Source organism: Amycolatopsis iheyensis (genome assembly GCF_024703995.1).
Classification (GTDB): Bacteria; Actinomycetota; Actinomycetes; order Mycobacteriales; family Pseudonocardiaceae; genus Amycolatopsis; species Amycolatopsis iheyensis.
On sequence record NZ_JAMXQV010000038.1, the window covers coordinates 66,013 to 82,958 of the forward strand.

15 protein-coding genes and 1 rRNA gene are annotated in these 16,946 nt (G+C 70.9%); 5 read left to right on the forward strand and 11 right to left on the reverse strand.

Features of this window, described 5'->3' with window-relative positions:
- Positions 1-37: 37 nt before the first annotated feature.
- The 4 genes from M8542_RS44980 to M8542_RS44995 all read left to right on the forward strand — a co-directional run bounded on the left by M8542_RS44980 (position 38) and on the right by M8542_RS44995 (position 5,399).
- Positions 38-1,459, forward strand: coding sequence for an NCS1 family nucleobase:cation symporter-1 (locus tag M8542_RS44980; RefSeq protein WP_257926544.1), 1,422 nt, complete (start codon positions 38-40; stop codon positions 1,457-1,459).
- A complete protein-coding gene (locus M8542_RS44985; protein WP_257926545.1) occupies positions 1,456-2,166 on the forward strand; it encodes an aspartate/glutamate racemase family protein in 711 nt (236 codons plus the stop codon). The genes M8542_RS44980 and M8542_RS44985 overlap by 4 nt, the downstream gene beginning before the upstream one ends.
- Positions 2,167-2,257: 91 nt before the next feature.
- Complete coding sequence (locus M8542_RS44990; RefSeq protein ID WP_257926546.1) at positions 2,258-3,520, forward strand: alginate lyase family protein; 1,263 nt, start codon at positions 2,258-2,260, stop codon at positions 3,518-3,520.
- A 187-nt stretch (positions 3,521-3,707) separates the two neighbouring features.
- Complete coding sequence (locus tag M8542_RS44995; RefSeq protein WP_257926547.1) at positions 3,708-5,399, forward strand: glycosyl hydrolase family 18 protein; 1,692 nt, start codon at positions 3,708-3,710, stop codon at positions 5,397-5,399.
- A 64-nt stretch (positions 5,400-5,463) separates the two neighbouring features.
- On the opposite strand, the gene M8542_RS45000 is transcribed toward M8542_RS44995, so the two are convergent.
- The 10 genes from M8542_RS45000 to M8542_RS45045 all read right to left on the reverse strand — a co-directional run bounded on the left by M8542_RS45000 (position 5,464) and on the right by M8542_RS45045 (position 15,265).
- Complete coding sequence (locus M8542_RS45000) at positions 5,464-6,414, reverse strand: copper transporter (RefSeq protein WP_257926548.1); 951 nt, start codon at positions 6,412-6,414, stop codon at positions 5,464-5,466.
- Complete coding sequence (steA, locus tag M8542_RS45005; protein ID WP_257926549.1) at positions 6,411-7,595, reverse strand: putative cytokinetic ring protein SteA; 1,185 nt, start codon at positions 7,593-7,595, stop codon at positions 6,411-6,413. The genes M8542_RS45000 and steA overlap by 4 nt, the downstream gene beginning before the upstream one ends.
- An 88-nt stretch (positions 7,596-7,683) precedes the next feature.
- Positions 7,684-8,859, reverse strand: coding sequence for a DUF1266 domain-containing protein (locus M8542_RS45010; RefSeq protein WP_257926550.1), 1,176 nt, complete (start codon positions 8,857-8,859; stop codon positions 7,684-7,686).
- Positions 8,856-9,842, reverse strand: coding sequence for a zinc-binding alcohol dehydrogenase family protein (locus M8542_RS45015; protein ID WP_257926551.1), 987 nt, complete (start codon positions 9,840-9,842; stop codon positions 8,856-8,858). Before M8542_RS45015 ends, M8542_RS45010 begins: the two co-directional genes overlap by 4 nt.
- A gap of 61 nt (positions 9,843-9,903) precedes the next feature.
- Positions 9,904-11,685: a DNA repair protein RecN gene (recN, locus tag M8542_RS45020; protein ID WP_257926552.1), complete on the reverse strand. Its 1,782-nt coding sequence runs from the start codon at positions 11,683-11,685 to the stop codon at positions 9,904-9,906.
- Between the two features lie 90 nt (positions 11,686-11,775).
- Positions 11,776-12,702 (reverse strand): NAD kinase, encoded by a 927-nt coding sequence (locus M8542_RS45025; protein ID WP_257926553.1) that lies wholly within the window; start codon positions 12,700-12,702, stop codon positions 11,776-11,778.
- The gene (locus M8542_RS45030; protein WP_257926554.1) at positions 12,699-13,526 is read right to left on the reverse strand and encodes a TlyA family RNA methyltransferase; all 828 of its coding nucleotides are present in this window, start codon (positions 13,524-13,526) and stop codon (positions 12,699-12,701) included. Before M8542_RS45030 ends, M8542_RS45025 begins: the two co-directional genes overlap by 4 nt.
- Positions 13,527-13,531: 5 nt before the next feature.
- Entirely contained in the window at positions 13,532-13,729 is a 198-nt protein-coding gene (locus M8542_RS45035; protein WP_257926555.1) for a hypothetical protein, read from the reverse strand.
- Positions 13,730-13,815: 86 nt separating this feature from the next.
- Entirely contained in the window at positions 13,816-14,781 is a 966-nt protein-coding gene (locus M8542_RS45040) for an HAD-IIA family hydrolase (protein WP_257926556.1), read from the reverse strand.
- Positions 14,774-15,265 carry a tetratricopeptide repeat protein gene (locus tag M8542_RS45045; RefSeq protein WP_257926557.1) on the reverse strand — a complete coding sequence of 164 codons (492 nt, stop codon included), beginning with the start codon at positions 15,263-15,265 and terminating at the stop codon, positions 14,774-14,776. Before M8542_RS45045 ends, M8542_RS45040 begins: the two co-directional genes overlap by 8 nt.
- A gap of 30 nt (positions 15,266-15,295) precedes the next feature.
- Between M8542_RS45045 and M8542_RS45050 the strand changes: the two genes are divergently transcribed.
- Positions 15,296-16,126 (forward strand): hypothetical protein, encoded by an 831-nt coding sequence (locus tag M8542_RS45050; protein WP_257926558.1) that lies wholly within the window; start codon positions 15,296-15,298, stop codon positions 16,124-16,126.
- 696 nt (positions 16,127-16,822) lie between these two features.
- Here the strand turns inward: M8542_RS45050 and rrf are convergent.
- A 5S ribosomal RNA gene (gene rrf, locus M8542_RS45055) occupies positions 16,823-16,939 on the reverse strand.
- Positions 16,940-16,946: the final 7 nt, after the last annotated feature.

A 16,946-nucleotide genomic window follows, 5' to 3' on the forward strand; every position in this document is an offset into this window, starting at 1 on the left:
CCAAATCGCCGTCGCCGCACGTCGACCGGAGGCCAGCATGACCGCAGCCCCGCTCACCGACTCCCAGCAAGAAACGACCGCGCCACCCGATCCCCGGCTCTGGAACGAAGACCTGGCGCCGGCGAAGGACCGCCGCTGGAAGGTCTACGACATCTTCGCGCTGTGGATGTCCGACGTGCACAACCTCGGCAACTACACCTTCGCGGCCGGGTTGTTCGTGCTCGGCCTGTCAGCCTGGCAGGTGTTCACCGCCCTGCTGTTCGGCTTCGTGATCATCTACGTCGGCATGAACCTCATGGGCCGCATCGGCCAGCGCACCGGCGTCCCGTTCCCGGTCGTGGCGCGAATCAGCTTCGGCACCTTCGGCGCCAACCTCCCCGCGTTGATCCGCGCGGTCATCGCGATCTTCTGGTACGGCATTCAGACCTACCTCGCCAGTGTCGCCATCACGCTGCTCGTGCTCACCATCGACCCGGGCCTGAAACCGTTGACCGAACACGGTTTCCTCGGCCTGCACGCGCTCGGCTGGATCTGCTTCGTCGCGCTGTGGGCGGTCCAGGCGCTGATCCTCACCCGCGGCATGGAGTCGGTGCGGAAGTTCCAGGACTGGTGCGGCCCGGCGATCTGGGTCGTGATGATCGCACTCGCCGTCTGGATCCTCGCCGCCGGGAACTGGCACATTTCCCTGACCAGCAGCCCAAAACAGCTCTCGACCGGCGAGCAGATCCGGCAGTGGTTCGGCGCGGCCGGGCTGATCCTGGCCACCTACGGCACGCTGATGCTGAACTTCTGCGACTTCTCCCGCAACGCGCCGGACCAGAAAACGGTGCGGCGCGGCAACTTCTGGGGCCTGCCGATCAACTCGACGGCGTTCGCGCTGCTGTCGGTGATCGTGACGGCCGGCAGCATGCAGGTGTTCGGCGAGGCCATCACGGACCCGGCCGAACTGCTGGCCAAGGTGCACAACACGCCGGTGCTGATCGTCGGCGCGCTGACGTTCGCCGTCGCCACCATGGGTGTCAACATCGTCGCCAACTTCGTCTCCCCCGCCTACGACCTGGCCAACATCTGGCCGAAGCGGATCTCGTTCACCGTCGGCGGGCTGATCAGCGCGGTCGCCGCGCTGTGCGTGCTGCCGTGGAAGCTCTACTCCTCGCCGACGGTGGTCAACTACTTCCTGGGCGGGCTCGGCGCGTTCCTCGGGCCGCTGTTCGGGATCATGATCGTCGACTACTACCTGATCCGGCGCGGCAAGGTCGACGTCGCGCAGCTGTTCGTCCACGGTGGCGCGTACCCGCGGGTGAACCCGCGTGCGCTGGTGACGTTCTTCCCGACCGCCGCGCTGGCCGCGGTGATCGCGCTGGTGCCGTTCTTCGCGCCGGCCGCGCCGTACTCGTGGTTCATCGGCACGGCGTCGTCGGCCGCCCTGTACTTCGCGGTCTCGAGGAAGCACCGATGAGGATCGTCGTCACCAACTGCAACACCACCGAGGCGATGACGAAGGAGATCGAAGCCGGGGCCCGCGCGGCCGCGAGTCCCGGCACCGAGATCCTCGCGCGAACACCGAAGTGGGGTCCGGAGTCCGCGGAAGGCTGGCTGGACAGCTTCCTGTCCGCCGCGGCGGTGCTGGACCTATTGCGGAGCCTGGAAGAACCGTTCGACGCGGTCGTACTCGCCGGGTTCGGCGAGCACGGCCGGGAGGGTGCCCGCGAGCTGCTGGACGTCCCGGTCGTCGACATCACCGAAGCGGCCGCGCACCTCGCGTGCCTGCTCGGCCGCCGCTACGGCGTGGTGACCACATTGGACCGGACGTGCGGGCTGATCGAGGACAGCCTGCACTCCGCCGGGGTCGCGCAGAACTGCGTCACGGTCACCGGCGCCGGGCTCGGGGTGCTGGAGCTGACGGACGAGCGTCGCACGGAATCGGCGTTGCTCACCGCCGGCCGGCGTGCGCGGGACGCCGGAGCCGAGGTGCTCGTGCTCGGCTGCGCCGGGATGACCGGCCTGGACCGGAAGATCGCGACGATGCTGGACATCCCGGTCATCGACGGGGTCGCCGCGGCCGTCCGCTTGGCCGAGTCGCTGGTGGCGCTGGGCCTGAAGACGAGCCGCGCGGGGTCGTACGCGCGCCCGATCGACAAGCACCGCACCTGGCCGACCGATTGACACCCGCGCCGCGGGGACGTCAGAATTCCGGCAGCCGTACCGCCGCCCGGTGACGACGTGGGGATCTTGACGTCCCCGGAAGGCGGTCGACGTGCGAAAAGCCCTAGGCGCGCTGGCGGTTTCCGCGAGCCTGCTGCTGGTCCCGGTGAGCGGGACGGCGGTGGCCGCGGCGCCACCGCACACCGTCGTCACCGACGGCGGCAAGCTGGCCGGGATCAAGCAGGCGCTGCGCAGTGGCCACTCCTCGAAGGCCCAGCGTGACGCGCTGAAAGTGGTGCTGGACAAGGCGAACACCGCGCTGAGCGCCGGGCCGTGGTCGGTCATGGACAAGCCGACCGCGCCGCCGAGCGGCGACAAGCACGACTACATGAGCCAGGCGCCGTACTGGTGGGCGAGTGAGAAGACACCGGAGAACCCGCAGGGCTGCCCGTACGTCAACAAGGACGGCCAGCGCAACCCGGAGGCCGACGCGATCACCGACCACACCTACCGGATGGTGGCCTGGGACGCGATGTACTACCTCTCGCTCGCCTGGTACTACACCGGCGACACGAAGTACGCGAAACGCGCGGCGCTGGACATCCGGACCTGGTTCCTGGACCCGGCAACGAAGATGAACCCGAACATGACGTACTCGCAGATCATCCCGTGCAAGACCACGATCAGCGGGACCGGGATCATCGACTCGACGCAGTCGTTCAGCCAGGTCCTCGACGTCTTCGCGCTCCTCGACACCGGCGCGCCGGGCTGGACCGGCAAGGACCGCGCCGGGATCAAGTCGTGGCTGACCCAGTACCTGAACTGGATGCAGACCAGCCCGCAGGCGAAGCTGGAACTGGCCGCCACCAACAACCACGGCACGTTCCTCGACATGCAGAACGCCACCATCGCGTCCTACCTCGGCAAGCACGACACCGCGCGCAAGATCATCCTCGACGCCGAGGCGAAGCGGTTCCCGGTGCAGTTCGCCGCCGACGGCAGCCAGCCCCTCGAGCTTTCGCGGACGATGTCGTGGCACTACGTCAACTTCAACCTCACCGCGTGGGGCCGGATGGCGGAGCTGGGCAAGAACCTCGGCGTCGACGTCTGGAAGTACCGGGCGCCGAACGGCGTGACGTTGCGGAAGGTCGTCGACCAGCTGATCCCGGGCGCGCTGCACGGCGCGGCGGCCTGGCCGCACCAGCAGATCGGCGTGTTCGACCAGTCGATCGCGGCGGACATCTTCCACGCGGCGGCCGAGGAAGCGCACGACTCCGACGCGGCGGCCGCGCTCAAGCAGATGCCGCTGCCCGCCGGCGGCGACACGTGGCCGGTGCGCGTCTCGTGCTTCCCGCTGGACCCGCCGCTCAAGTAAATCCGGACACAACACCGCATAGCGCACCGTTTCCCAGATTGGTCTAGTCCAAAGCATTGACACTCGGTGTCCGCGCGCGCACATTCATGAACGGGGCCGGACCCGCTCGTGAAGCAGCCATCGCGTACGCCCTCTCCCGCGCCGTCGCGGCCGGGAGAGGGCCGTCCGCCTGCGCGAGGAGACGCCCATGCAGCGAAGATTCGCCCTGGTCGCCGCCGCGGCCGCCGCCGTCGTGGTCGGGGCACTGACCGTCGCCGGCCCGGCCGCGCCCGGTGCGGCCGCCGCGACCTCCGGCGGGGTCCGGATCGCCTACTACGACCAGTGGAGCATCTACCAGAACGCCTACTACCTGAAGAACGTCGACGCCATCGCCGGCAACCTCGACTACCTGCTCTACGACTTCGAGAACATCGACCCGAACAACCTCACCTGCTTCGAGACGACGAAGGCGACCACGCCGGACCCGGGCGGCGAGAGCGACCCGAACGCCGGGGACGGCGCCGAGGACCAGTTCGCCGACTACCAGAAGACCTTCGGCTCCGACATCAGCGTCGACGGCACCGCCGACACCTGGAACCAGCCGATCGTCGGCAACTTCCACCAGCTGCAGGAGCTCAAGGCCAAGCACCCGAACCTCAAGGTGCTGCTGTCGATCGGCGGCTGGACGTACTCGAAGTACTTCTCCGACGCCGCCGCCACCGACGCGTCGCGCAAGAAGTTCGTCAGCTCCTGCATCGACATGTTCATCAAGGGCAACATCCCGGCGTCCGGCGGCTACGGCGGCCCGGGCACCGCGGCGGGGATCTTCGACGGCATCGACATCGACTGGGAGTACCCGGGTTCACCGACCGGGCACGTCGGGAACCACTACAGCGCCGCCGACACCGCGAACTACACCGCGCTGATGGCGGAGTTCCGCAGTGAGCTGGACGCGTTGGGCGGCAAGCACTACGCGCTCTCGGCCGCGCTGCCCGGCGGGCAGGACAAGATCGCGAAGATCCAGACCGACAAGATCGGGCAGTACCTGGACTTCGGCAACGCGATGACCTACGACATGCACGGCGCGTGGGACGCGACCGGGCCGACGAACTTCCAGGACCCGCTCTATTCGTCGCCGGGTGACCCGTCCGGCACGATCCCGCCGGGCACCGAGAAGTACACGATCGACTCGGTGGTCAAGGACTACCTGCACGGCAACAGCACCTACGGCATCCCGGGTGGCTTCCCGGCGAACAAGCTGACGTTGGGCATCCCGTTCTACTACCGCGGCTGGACCGGCGTGCCGGCCGGCTCGAACCACGGCCTGTACCAGTCGGCTTCGGGCCCGTCACCGGGCCACGCCTTGAGCGGCAACGTCCCCGGCGTCGCGATGTACAAGGAACTGTCCGGTGTCGTCGACAACCCGTCGGACACGTACTGGGACCCGGTCACGCAGTCGGCCTGGTTCTACGACGGGACGAACTTCTACGGCGGCTCGTCGGCGCAGTCGGTCAAGGCACGCACGGACTACATCCACTGCACCGGTCTCGGCGGCGCGATGATGTTCTCGCTCTACGACCTCGACCCGGCTTCGACGTTGTTCCACGCCGTGGTGAACGGCCTGGCCGCGTCGACGCCGAACTGCTCGACGCCACCGACCACCACTCCGACCACTCCGACGACCCCCACCACGCCGACGACACCCACGACCCCGACGACTCCCACGACACCGACCACGCCCACGACACCGCCTTCGATTCCCGCGTGGGCACCGAACACGGCGTACGCGACGGGCGCGAAGGTGACCTACAACGGCGTCACGTACACGTGCCGCCAGGGCCACACCTCGATGGTGGGCTGGGAACCGCCGAACGTCCCGGCACTCTGGCTGGCCGGCTGAGCAGTCTGCCGCGGCTTGTCGTGAGTGTTTAGGGCGGTTCTAACCGCCCTAAACACTCACGACGTCAGTTGCCGTTGGGGGTGCCGACACCCGGGGCGGGGGCCGTGGCGTTGCCGGCGATGCCGTAACGTCCAGCGCCCCCGTCGAGCTGTTCCTTCAACGCCAGGATCGTGCTGACCCGCCCGGCCGAGCTGTCCACGTTGTCCACAGTGGACAGGATCGACGTCGCCGAGGTGTCCGCGCGGACGACGCCCAGCGCGCCGGTGCCGTCCGCGGAACCGTTGTCACCGGCCAGGACCGCGCCCGCGCCGCTGCGGTCGAGCTGCGTGGCGAACCGGGCGATCGTCGCCGCGCGGTCACCCGCGCCGTCGCCCGTGGCCTGCGCGCCGGTGAGCACGACCGCCAGCTGACCCGGCTTGACGTCCCCGCCCGCCTTGACGAACCCGCCGTCGGTGAGCCCGCCAATCGCCGCCGCCAGCTCCTCGCCCGACGACTGCGGCTTCGCCGTGGTCTTGTCCAGCAACAGCACCGAACCGAGCAGCGCGCCGGCGAGCGTCCCGGAGTCACCCGCGGTCGGGAACTTCGAGCCGGCCGGCTGCAGCCGCGTGACGACGTCGCGCAGCTGGTCGGCCTTCTCCGGGTCGGCGAAGGCGGACGTCAGCTGCAGCTCGCCGGTCACCGACGCGCCCGCCTGGCCGATCAGCTGCTTGAGCGCGTCCCGGTCGGCCGGGCGCGCGTCCTCGGTGGTCACCAGCACCACCGACCGCTTGTCCAGCGCGCCCGCGACGACCTTCGGCCCCATCGAGCCGGCGAACGCGTCCGCGTCGGCCAGCCGGGCGTTGAGCGCGTTGCGCTGCGCCTCGAGGTCGGAGACCTGGCTGCCCAGGTCCTTCTTCTCCCCCGCGAGCCCGGACAGCAGCGTGCCGTTGAGCGCCGTCGAGCCGAGCACGACCCCGACGGCCAGCGCGAGGAAGCAGGCGGCGATGGAAACGACGTGGTAGCGCAGCGAAATCACGTGAACAATCCCTTGACCCAGGCGGCGAACGAGTTCCAGGTGTCCTTCAGCCAGTCCAGGTAGACCGAGCCGACGTCGGACACCAGCAGAGCCGCGGCGACCACCACGACCGCGGCGAGCACGAGCAGCACGACCGCGCCGATCGACACCCGGCTGCGGTGCAGCGTCGCCACCGCCTTCCCGTCGACGAGCTTCGTGCCGAGCTTCAGCCGGGTCAGGAACGTCGACGGGTTCGAGCCGGACCGGCCGTGGTCGAGGAACTCGCGCAGGGTGGCCTGGAAGCCGACCGTGACGACCAGGCTCGCGCCGTGCGCGTCGGCCAGCAGCAGCGCGAGGTCTTCGGCGTTGCCCGACGCCGGGAACGTCACCGCGCCGATGCCGAGGTCCTGGATCCGCTCGACCCCGGGCGCGTGCCCGTCCGGCTGCGCGGGCACGACGACCTCGCCGCCGCCGCGCAGGGTGACCGTCCCGATGCCGGTGGGGTCGCCGACGACGACGTCCGGCCGGTACCCCTGCACCCGCAGCGTGTCCGCGCCGGCGTCGACGCCGATCAGCACCGGCCGGTGCTCGGCGACGTACTTCTTGAGCTTCTTGAGGTCCTCGGCGTGCCCGTTGCCGCCCGCGACGACCAGCACGTGCCGGTCGCGGATCGCGACCTTCAGCTCCGGCACGCCGACGCCGTCGAGGATCAGCGTGCGCTCGCGGCGCAGGAACTCGATGGTGTTCGCCGAGAACGCCTCCAGCTGCGTCGACATCCCGGCCTTGGCCTCGATCATCTGGTCCGCGACGCTGTCGGCGGTCTGCTCGATGCCCGAGGCGACCTGGCGCTCGCCGACGAACACGGCGCCGTCGTGCAGCCGCAGCTTGGTGCCGTCCTTGATCGAGCGCAGCAGCTCACCGCCGACCGAGTCGACCAGCGGGATGCCGGCGCCGATGAGGATCTCGGGGCCCAGGTTCGGGAACCGGCCGGAGATCGACGGCGACGCGTTGACCACGCCCGCGACCTCGGCCTCGACCAGGGCGTCGGCCGTCTGGCGGTCGAGGTCCAGCTGGTCGAGCACGACGATGTCGCCCGGGCTGATCCGGCGCAGCAGCTCCCGGGTCCGGCGGTCCACGCGGGCGACGCCGGTGATCCCCGGAAGGGGTTCTTGGTTCCGCGTGAGCAAGCCGGTGAGCTTCATGTGGCCGATGGTGACAAATTTGCTCGTGGGACGATGCTCGCCACGCCGAAGCCGGGGTGACTCGTTGTGGTGACCTCCCCCGCACGGGTCAGGCTTCGGACTCCTCCGAAAGAGACCCGAAATCGAGGTTCACCCAGGGGCTCGCCGGGTCCTGAAGGAGCTGGTGGTGGACTCGCACGGCCGCCGGGTACCACTCACCGAACTCGTCTTCGTCGGAGTGCAGCACCCGGCCCATGACGTACCCCGCCGACAGGTCGGCCCATGACTGGTGGTAGCGGCGGGCCAGCGAACCGGCCTCGAGCACCATCAGCTCGGCCGTCAGCGCGTCGCAGTAACCGGCGGCCAGCCCCCAGCGGGCGATGTTGACGGCCCGGCCGACGTCCCACGAAAGCGCCGTCGTCACGAACCCGTCGCCGTCGACCAGGCCGTCGGCACGCAGGCGCTGCTCGCAGCGCGACACCCGCCGGACGGTGTGCCGCAGCTCCTCGGCCTGGTCCTCGGCGTCGTTCTCCGCGCACCACCGGTCCACCAGCTCGGCCCAGGTCAGCGGGTCGAACTCGCCACCCGTCGGCCCGTACTCGGCGGCGAACCGCAGGCGCAGCATGAGCACGAGGTTGCCGGGGGTCAGCGCGTAGCCGTCGCCGATCAGGTCGGCGATCGTGGCGCGCCAGCCGGGCGGGTCCGGCACCCCCCACCAGTCCCGCAGGCCGCGCACTTCGGCGACGTAGTCGTGGTAGCGCGCGTCGAGGACGTTCCACGGCGCCGCGTTGAGCACGGCCAGGTGCGCACCGCACGCGAGCGCGTGCGCGATCGGGCCTTCGAGGTGCCCGTACGGCGCGGTGATCAGCCGCTCGACCTGCTCCTCGAGCGGCGTGACGTCGTCGACGTGCGCGTCGAGCCACGGCTGCAGCGTCGCGCCCGGCAGCCGCCACTCGCCGCGGGTGCCGCGGTTGAACACGACCCGCTCGTGCCGCCCGACACCGTCGACCGCCCAGTCGAGCGCGCCGCTCATCACGACGATGTCCGGGCCGAGGTCGGGCAGCGCGCCGCGGGTGAAGACCTGGAGGAACTCGTCACCGCCCGTCTCGAAGTAGACGTTCGGGAAGGTCTCCGCGCGTTCGTCGAGGATGCTGTGCGCGTCCACCCGCCGGATCGGGACGAACAGCTCCTCCCCGGCGAGCAGGCCGAGGTAGCGGTCGAGGTCGCTGTCGCGCCGGGCGGCGGCCAGCTGCGCCTCGACGTCGGCGGGCGGCGGCAGGATCACGGGGCGGCTCCCTCCGCTCGGCCGGTCAGCACGACGAGCTTGCCCGCCGTCCGGTTGTGCTCCAAGTCGTCGTGCGCCTGCCGGATCTCCGTCATCGAGTACACCTTGGCCGGGCCGAGGCTCGCTTGCCCGGCGGCGATCCGGTCGAGGTGGCGCTGGAGGACTGAGGCGGGCAGGTCGTCCGCCTCACCACCATAAGCGGTGAGACGCACCCCGGCGGGAAGGTAGCCGATCGGATAGAAGTTCGAGATCGTCCATTGGTTGGACAGCATCCCGGCGAAGCAGACCGTGCCGTGCACGCGAGTGGCGTTCAGGGTGTCGGGCAGGGTCGGCGTCCCGACGAGTTCGAGGGCGGCGTCGACACCCTCGGGCGCGATCTTCCGGACCTGCTTCGCGACTTCGCCGTCGTCGAGCAGGGGGTGGTCGACGCCGTGGTCCTTCAGCGTCGCGATGCGGTCCGGCTGCCGGGTGGTCGCGAAGACGGTCGCGCCGAGGTCCTTCGCCAGGGTGGCGGTGGCGAACCCGAGTGCGGACGTCCCACCGCGGATGAGCAGCGTCTGGCCTGCTTCGAGGTCGAGCCCGGTGGTGAGCGAGCCGTACGCGGTTTGGAGCGTCTCGGGGACCTGGCCGAGCACTTCCCACGGCAGCTCGGAGCGGAACGGGATGACCTGCTCCCGCGGCACGACGGTGTATTCGGCGTAGCCGCCGTCGAAGGTGCGGCCCATCCCACCCATCATGGTGGCGACCTGCTGCCCGGGCGCGAACCCGTCGCCGGCGTCGACGATCCCGACGGCTTCGATCCCGGGGACCCGCGGGAACGTGACGCCGTCGGCGAGGCCCAGCCGGGTGTGCAGCTCGGACCGGTTGAGCCCGAACGCCTTGACGGCGATCCGCACCCAGCCGGGTTTCACCTCGGGCAGCGGGAGATCCGTCAGCTCGAGGTTCTCGACGGGACCGGGTTCTCGGAGCACCACCGCGCGCATCGGGGTCCTTTCTTCGCAGGCGATCAGCCCGCACAACACCCTCAGGCGCGCGATGTATTTCCTACTTCTTCTTGGCGGCCCGCTTCCGCTTCGGCACGAACTCGGCCTTGTCCTTCTCCGCGGTGGCCAGCAGCTCCTCCGCGTGCGCCCGGCCGGTCTCGTTGTCCATCCCGGCGAGCATCCGGGCCAGCTCGCTCACCCGCTCGGTCTGCTTCAGGTTCTTCACGCCACTGCGCGTCACGCCGCCGCTGTGTCCCTTGTCCACCACCAGGTGCTGGTCCGCGAACGCGGCGACCTGCGGCAGGTGCGTCACCACCAGGACCTGGTGGGTGCGCGCCAGCCGCGCCAGCCGACGGCCGATCTCGACCGCCGCGCGGCCGCCCACGCCCGCGTCGACCTCGTCGAACACCAGTGTCTGCACCGTGTCCGCGTGCGCCAGCACCACCTCGATCGCCAGCATCACCCGCGACAGCTCACCACCCGAAGCGGCCTTGTGCACCGGCAGCGGCGGGGCGCCGTCGTGGGCGCGCAGCAGCAGCTCGACGTCGTCGACGCCCTCGGCTCCCGCGTGCACCGCGCGGCCGTCGATGGTCAGCGCGTGCGTGTCGCCGTGCTCAGCCGGGCGCTGCTCGACCGTCACCTCGATCGCCGCCTGCCCCATCGCCAGCCCGGACAGCTCACGCGTGATCTCCGCGGCCAGCTCGGCGGCGGCCTTCTCCCGCGCGGCCGACACCTCGGCGGCGTGCGCACCCAGCTGGATCGCCAGCTGGTCGCGCCGCATGCCCAGCTCGGCGAGCGCCTCCTCGGAGGTGTCCATCGACTCCAGCCGGCGCCGGGCGTCGTCGGCCCAGGCCAGCACGCCGTCGACGTCCGCCGCGTACTTGCGGGTCAGCCGCTTGAGGTCGCCTTGGCGCGACAGCACCTTCTCCAGCAGCGCCGGGTCGGCGTCGAGCGTCTCGACGTAGCTGCCGAGCTCCGCCCCGACGTCGGCCAGCAGCACCGACGCCTCCTCCAGCCGCGGCGCCAGCTCCCGCAGCACGGAGTCTTCGGACGTCGTGAGCCGTCGCAGCGCCTCGGAGACCAGCCCGGCCGCGCCCGGCGCGTCCGGGTCACCGTCGGGCGAGCCCGACACCGCCACGTGCGCCTCGGTGGCGGCCGCGCGCAGCTCGTCGACCGCCGCGAGGCGCTTGATCTGCTCGGTGAGCTCGACGTCTTCGCCCGGCTCCGGCGCGACGGCGTCGATCTCGGTCAGCCCGTGCTTGAGCAGGTCAGCCTGCTGGGCCAGCTCCCGCGACCGCGTCGACCGCTCGGTGAGCTCCGCGATCACCGCGAGCCACTCCGATCGGACCTCCTGGTACGCCCGCAGCGGCTTCGCGACGGCATCGCCGGCGAACCGGTCGATCACCGCGCGCTGCTCGGCCGGGCGCAGCAGCCGCAGCTGGTCGTTCTGCCCGTGCACCGCGATCAGCTGCTCGGACAGCTCAGCGAGCACCCCGACCGGCACGGACCGGCCACCAAGGTGGGCTCTCGACCGCCCGTCGACGGCGACCGCGCGCAGCGCGATCACGCTGCCGTCTTCGTCGACATCGGCGCCCGAGTCGGTGACGATCCGTTCGGCGCCTTCGACGCCCGAAAAGGTGAACCGCCCTTCCACGAACGCCTTGAGCATCCCCGTCCGGACCTTGGACACCTCGGCCCGGCCCCCGGAGAGCAGGTGCAACCCGGTGACGACCATGGTCTTACCGGCACCCGTCTCACCGGTCACGACGGTGAAGCCCGCGTGCAGTTCCAGCAGGGCGTCCTCGATGACTCCGAGGCCCTGGATGCGCATCTCGGCCAGCACGCCGCCTACGGTAGCGGCCCCCACCGACACTCTGCGCGCGCGGGCACCCGGCGAGTCGCCGATATGTTCGAACGGATCGCCGAGCGGCAGCTACTCACAAGGGCGAGCGTGGCGCTCGCGCCAGCTCTTCACCGGCAGCGAGAACTTCTGGACCAGGCGATCGGTGAACGGGCCGTCCCACAGCCGGACCAGCCGCACCGGGGTCTTGCCGCACGTCACGCGCACGCGAGCCCCCGGCGGCAGGTCGATGAGCCGCCCGCCGTCGCAGGTCAGGACGGCGGACGAGCCGTCCGGGTCGATCCCGACGGTGATCACCGAGTTCCGCGAGACGACCAGCGGCCGCGCGAACATCGCGTGCGCGTTGCTCGGCACCACCAGCAGCGCCTGGACGTCCGGCCAGATGATCGGGCCGCCGGCCGAGAACGCGTACGCCGTCGAACCGGTCGGTGTGGCGCAGAGCACACCGTCGCAGCCGAAGGCCGACACCGGCCGGCCGTCGACCTCGATCAGCGCGTCCAGCACCCGCTCGCGCGTGCTCTTCTCGACGCTGGCCTCGTTGAGCGCCCAGGTGCGGACGACTTCTTCACCGTCGTGGGTGACCGTGACGTCGATGGTCATCCGCTCTTCGACCTGGTAGTCGCCGTCGACGACGCGCTGCACGGTGTCGGCCAGCGCGTCCGAGTCGGCCTCGGCGAGGAAGCCGACGCGGCCGAGGTTCACCCCGAGCACCGGCACCCCGGCCGGGCGGGCCAGCTCGGCCGCGCGCAGCAGCGTGCCGTCACCGCCCAGGACGAAGACCAGCTCGACGCCTTCGGCGGGGTTGTCGTCCGGGTCCACGACGGTGCAGGTCGACCCGACACCGTGCCGGTCCGGGTTGATCAGCGCGCAGACGTCTTCCTCGATCACCCGGATCCGGATGCCGGCCTTGGCGAAGCGCGCCGAAACCTCGCGGGCGGCCTCGCCCGTCGCCTCGCGATCGGGGTGCACCATGAGGAGCACTTCACGTTCGGTGGTCATGCGGGCCCTTCCTCGACGGCGGTTCGGACGAGCCGCTCGGCCTCAGACCTGTCTACCGCGTCCACAGTGGACTCGGCCACGTGTGTTCTGGTCAGCCAGACGAAGTACTCGACGTTCCCGGACGGCCCGGGCAGCGGGCTGGCCGTGACGCCGCGCAGCGCGAGCCCGAGCTTCGCGGCCTCGTCGATGACCGTGAGCACGGATTCGGCGCGCAGCTGCGGGTCGCGGACGACGCCGCCGCTGCCGAGCCGGTCCTTGCCCACCTCGAACTGCGGTTTCACCATCGGCACGAGGTCGGCGCCCTCGCGCGCGCAGGCGGCGAGCGCGGGCAGCACGAGCTTGAGCGAGATGAACGAGAGGTCCCCGACGACGACGTCGACCTGGCCGCCGAGGTCCTCGGGAGAGAGGTTGCGAACATTGGTGCGGTCCATGACGACTACACGTTCGTCGGTGCGGATCCGCCAGTCGAGCAGGCCACGGCCCACGTCGGCGGCGATCACGGTCGCGGCGCCGTGGCGCAGCAGGACGTCGGTGAAGCCGCCGGTGGACGCGCCGGCGTCGAGGCAGCGCTTGCCCTCGACGCTCAGTTCCGTGAACGCTTCGAGCGCGCCGAGCAGCTTGTGCGCGCCGCGCGAGGCCCAGCCGGGGTCGTCCTCGTCCTTGACGACGATGGGCGCGTCGGTCTCGACGCCGGTCGCGGGCTTGCTCGCGACCATGCCGCGCACGGTGACCTTGCCGCCGGTGATGAGGGCCGAGGCCTGTTCGCGCGACCGGGCGAGGCCGCGCCGCACCAGTTCCGCGTCGAGGCGCGCCCGCTTGGGCACCGCGGTCAGACCTTGTCGATGCTGGAGAGGGCGACCGTCAGCTCGGTGTGCACGGCGTCGAACCGCTCGACGTGCTCGGCCAGCGGCAGCGAGTCCAGCTCGTCCAGGCCGGCGACGGCCTCGTCGATGCCGGCCCGCGGGTCGGTCTGCGGCGAGAACGAACCGGGCGGCGGGCCCGGGACGGGGTAGGGGTGATCCTGCACGTCACAAACGGTATCAGGGGCAGTTGGGGGGTCCAGGGGGGCTCGCCCCCCGGCCGGGGTCTGGGGCTCGGCCCCAGAGGACACAGTCAGGGCAGCTGGACCTTCGTGTCCTCGCCGAGTTCGGTGACGCCGGTCTCCCAGGCCACGTGGCAGAGGGCGCGCAGCAGGTCGAGGTCGTCGCCGTCACCCTTCGCCGTCAGGGTCTGGTTTTCGACGGTCACGGTCCAGCCCGGCCGCGGCCCGATCCTCAGGTCCTCGGCCGGCTCGGTGAGCGCCGTGAGGTCCTTCGCGAGGTAGGTGCCGCGCTCGGCCGGGATGGCCTCGATCAGCTGCTTCGGCGTCGCGACACCGGAGAGGACGACCAGCGAGTCGACACCGGCGGCGACCGCGCCCGCGATGTCGGTGTCCAGCCGGTCGCCGACGACCAGTGGCCGGCTCGCGCCGGCGGACCGCGCGGCGGTTTCGAACAAGAGTGGTTGCGGCTTCCCGGCGACGAGCGGCTCGACGTCGGTGGCGGTGCGCAGCGCGGCGACCATCGAGCCGTTGCCAGGCAGCAGGCCGCGTTCGCTGGGCAGCGTCGCGTCGACGTTGCAGGCCACCCACAGCGCGCCCGCGCGGATGGCCAGGCAGGCCTCGGCGAGCGCGGCCCAGGTGTTGTCGGGCGAGTGCCCCTGAACGACCGCCTGGACGCTCTCGGCGTTCTCCCGCACCGGCTTCAGCCCGGCCCGGGCGACTTCGTCCGCGAGCGCCCGGGTGCCGACGACGAGGACTTCGGCGCCCGCCTCGAGCCGCTCGGCGAGCAGCTGCACGCCCGCCTGGGCGCTGGTGTGCACCTCATCGGTCTCGGCGGGCATGCCGAGGCCGGTGAGGTGCGCGACGACCTCGTCCGGCGCCTTGGACGCGTTGTTCGTGACGAACCGCACCGGGGTGCCGTGCTCGCGCGCGGCCCGCACTGTCTCCGGGGCGCCCGGGATCACCCGGGAGCCGTGGTAGACGGTGCCGTCGAGGTCGAACAGGACCGCGTCGTAGGCCGCGAGGAGCGCGTCACTCATCGGTGGGCTTTTCGGCGTTGGCCAGCTCCGCGGCCCGTTCGGCGGCGTCGGTCTCGTCGTCGGCGTCGGCGTCGGCGGCGTTGAGGAACCACTGGACGGCCTCGTCCTGGCGCCCGGCGGCGACGAGGTTGTCGGCGTAGGCGTAGAAGAGGCGCGCGCTCCACGGATCGCGCTTGCCGGCCTTGAGGTCGTCGCCCTGCAGCGAGACGACGGCGGCGTCGAGCTGCCCGAGGTCCCGCCTCGCCCCGGCGGCGACGATCGCGAGCTCGACCTGCACGGCCTTGCTCAGCGACGTCTTGTCGGCCTCCTTGGCGAGGTCGAGGGCACGCTCGGGCCGGCCGAGCGCCCGCTCGGCGTCGGCGATGATGGCGATGTGGTCGTCACTGCGGGTCATCCGCCGCACGGCCCGCAGTTCGGAGAGGGCTTCCGACCAGTTGCCGGCGTGGTAGGCGACGAGGCCGAGCGCCTCACGCACGATCGGCACCCGGGAGGCCTTCGCCTTGGCGTACTTGGCGTGCTCGAGCGCGGCCTCGGGATCGGAGTCGATGAGGCCACCGGCGGCGACGAGGTGCTTCCCGACGGTCTCGGCCAGGCCCTTGGGCAGGGTCCGCAGCTCACGGCGGGCGTCCTCGTCGAGGTCGGAGAATTCGACGTCTTCGGGCAGCTCCGGAGCCTCGAGGAGTTCCTTGGCGAGGGCTTCGTCATCGAGCGGCCCCCCGACCCGCGGCTCACGCCGGGGCCGATCGTGCTTCGCGGGGCGGTTGTCGTCGCGACGCTGGTAGCTGCCGCGGTCGGAACTGCTGCGGTTGTCGTCGCGGCGCTGGTAGCCGCCACGGTCGGAACTGCCGCGGTCATCGCGCTTGAAGCCGCCGGTCTTGCCACCGCGGTCATCGTCACGGCGCTGGTAACCACCGCGGTCCTCGCGGCGGTCCGAACTGCCGCGATCGTCGCGCTTGAAGCCGCCGGTCTTGCCACCGCGGTCATCATCGCGACGCTGGTAACCACCGCGGTCGGAACCGCCGCGGTCATCGCGCTTGAAGCCGCCGGTGCGGCCGCCGCGATCGTCATCGCGACGCTGGTAACCACCGCGGTCGTCGTCGCGACGCTGATAGCCGCCACGGTCGGAACTGCCGCGGTCGTCGCGCTTGTACCCACCGGTCTTGCCGCCGCGGTCATCGTCGCGCCGCTGGTAACCACCGCGGTCGGAGCTGCCGCGGTTCTCGTCGCGGCGCTGGTAACTGCCGCGGTCGGAACCGCCGCGATTGTCGTCGCGGCGCTGATAGCTCCCGCGGTCGGAACCGCCGCGATTGTCGTCGCGGCGCTGGTAGCCGCCGCGCGAGTCTGAGCCTCCGCGGTCGTCGCGCTTGAAGCCGCCGGTGCGGCCGCCGCGGTCGTCGTCTCGGCGCTGGTAGCCGCCGCGTGAATCCGAGCTGCCGCTGCGGTCTTCCCAGCGTGGCTTGCGGTCTCCGTAAGAGGACTTGCCTTGGGGCCGGCCGCCGCGGTCGTCCTGACCTCGGCTCTCGTAGCGACCACCCGAACGGTTGCCGCCGCGGTCCTCGTACCGGCCGCCGCCCGGCCGGCCGCCTCCGCGGCGGTCGTCGCCCGAGGGGCGGCCGCTGTCACGGCTCTGACCTGCGTATCCTCCGCGCTGGTCGCGGTCACGGGGAGTGCCGCCGCCGCGGACTCCGCGGTCGTCGCGGCGAGGCCGGCCCTGGTAACCACCGTCACGGCCGCCACGGTCCTGCCGCGCACCGCGCCGGTCTCCCCGGGGTGCGTCCGACCGGCCCCGGGAGCCTTCGTCCCGAGGTGCCGACCGGCCGGACCCATCATCCGCTGAGTCTCGTCGACCGAACTCGGACACCTGGCCTCCTGCCGTGAAAAATCTTGTTCTGGACATACGCGTACGGCCCGCTAGGGCAGCCAACTGGCTATCCTAACGGGCCGTACGGAAGGTAAGTTCGGCGGTGTCCTACTCTCCCACAACCCTTCGGTTGCAGTACCATCGGCGCTGTCAGATCCTAACGGGCCGTACGGAAGGTAAGTTCGGCGGTGTCCTACTCTCCCACAACCCTTCGGTTGCAGTACCATCGGCGCTGTCAGGCTTAGCTTCCGGGTTCGGAATGGGACCGGGCGTTTCCCTGACGCTAAAACCACCGAAACACTAC

Excerpts from the sequence above, each read along its gene's own strand:
- steA (WP_257926549.1), bottom strand. The coding sequence starts at position 7,595 with ATGAAGCTCACCGGCTTGCTCACGCGGAACCAAGAACCCCTTCCGGGG.
- M8542_RS44980 (WP_257926544.1), top strand. The coding sequence starts at position 38 with ATGACCGCAGCCCCGCTCACCGACTCCCAGCAAGAAACGACCGCGCCA.
- M8542_RS44985 (WP_257926545.1), top strand. The coding sequence starts at position 1,456 with ATGAGGATCGTCGTCACCAACTGCAACACCACCGAGGCGATGACGAAG.
- M8542_RS45015 (WP_257926551.1), bottom strand. The coding sequence starts at position 9,842 with ATGCGCGCGGTGGTGCTCCGAGAACCCGGTCCCGTCGAGAACCTCGAG.
- M8542_RS44995 (WP_257926547.1), top strand. The coding sequence starts at position 3,708 with ATGCAGCGAAGATTCGCCCTGGTCGCCGCCGCGGCCGCCGCCGTCGTG.
- M8542_RS45025 (WP_257926553.1), bottom strand. The coding sequence starts at position 12,702 with ATGACCACCGAACGTGAAGTGCTCCTCATGGTGCACCCCGATCGCGAG.
- M8542_RS45040 (WP_257926556.1), bottom strand. The coding sequence starts at position 14,781 with ATGAGTGACGCGCTCCTCGCGGCCTACGACGCGGTCCTGTTCGACCTC.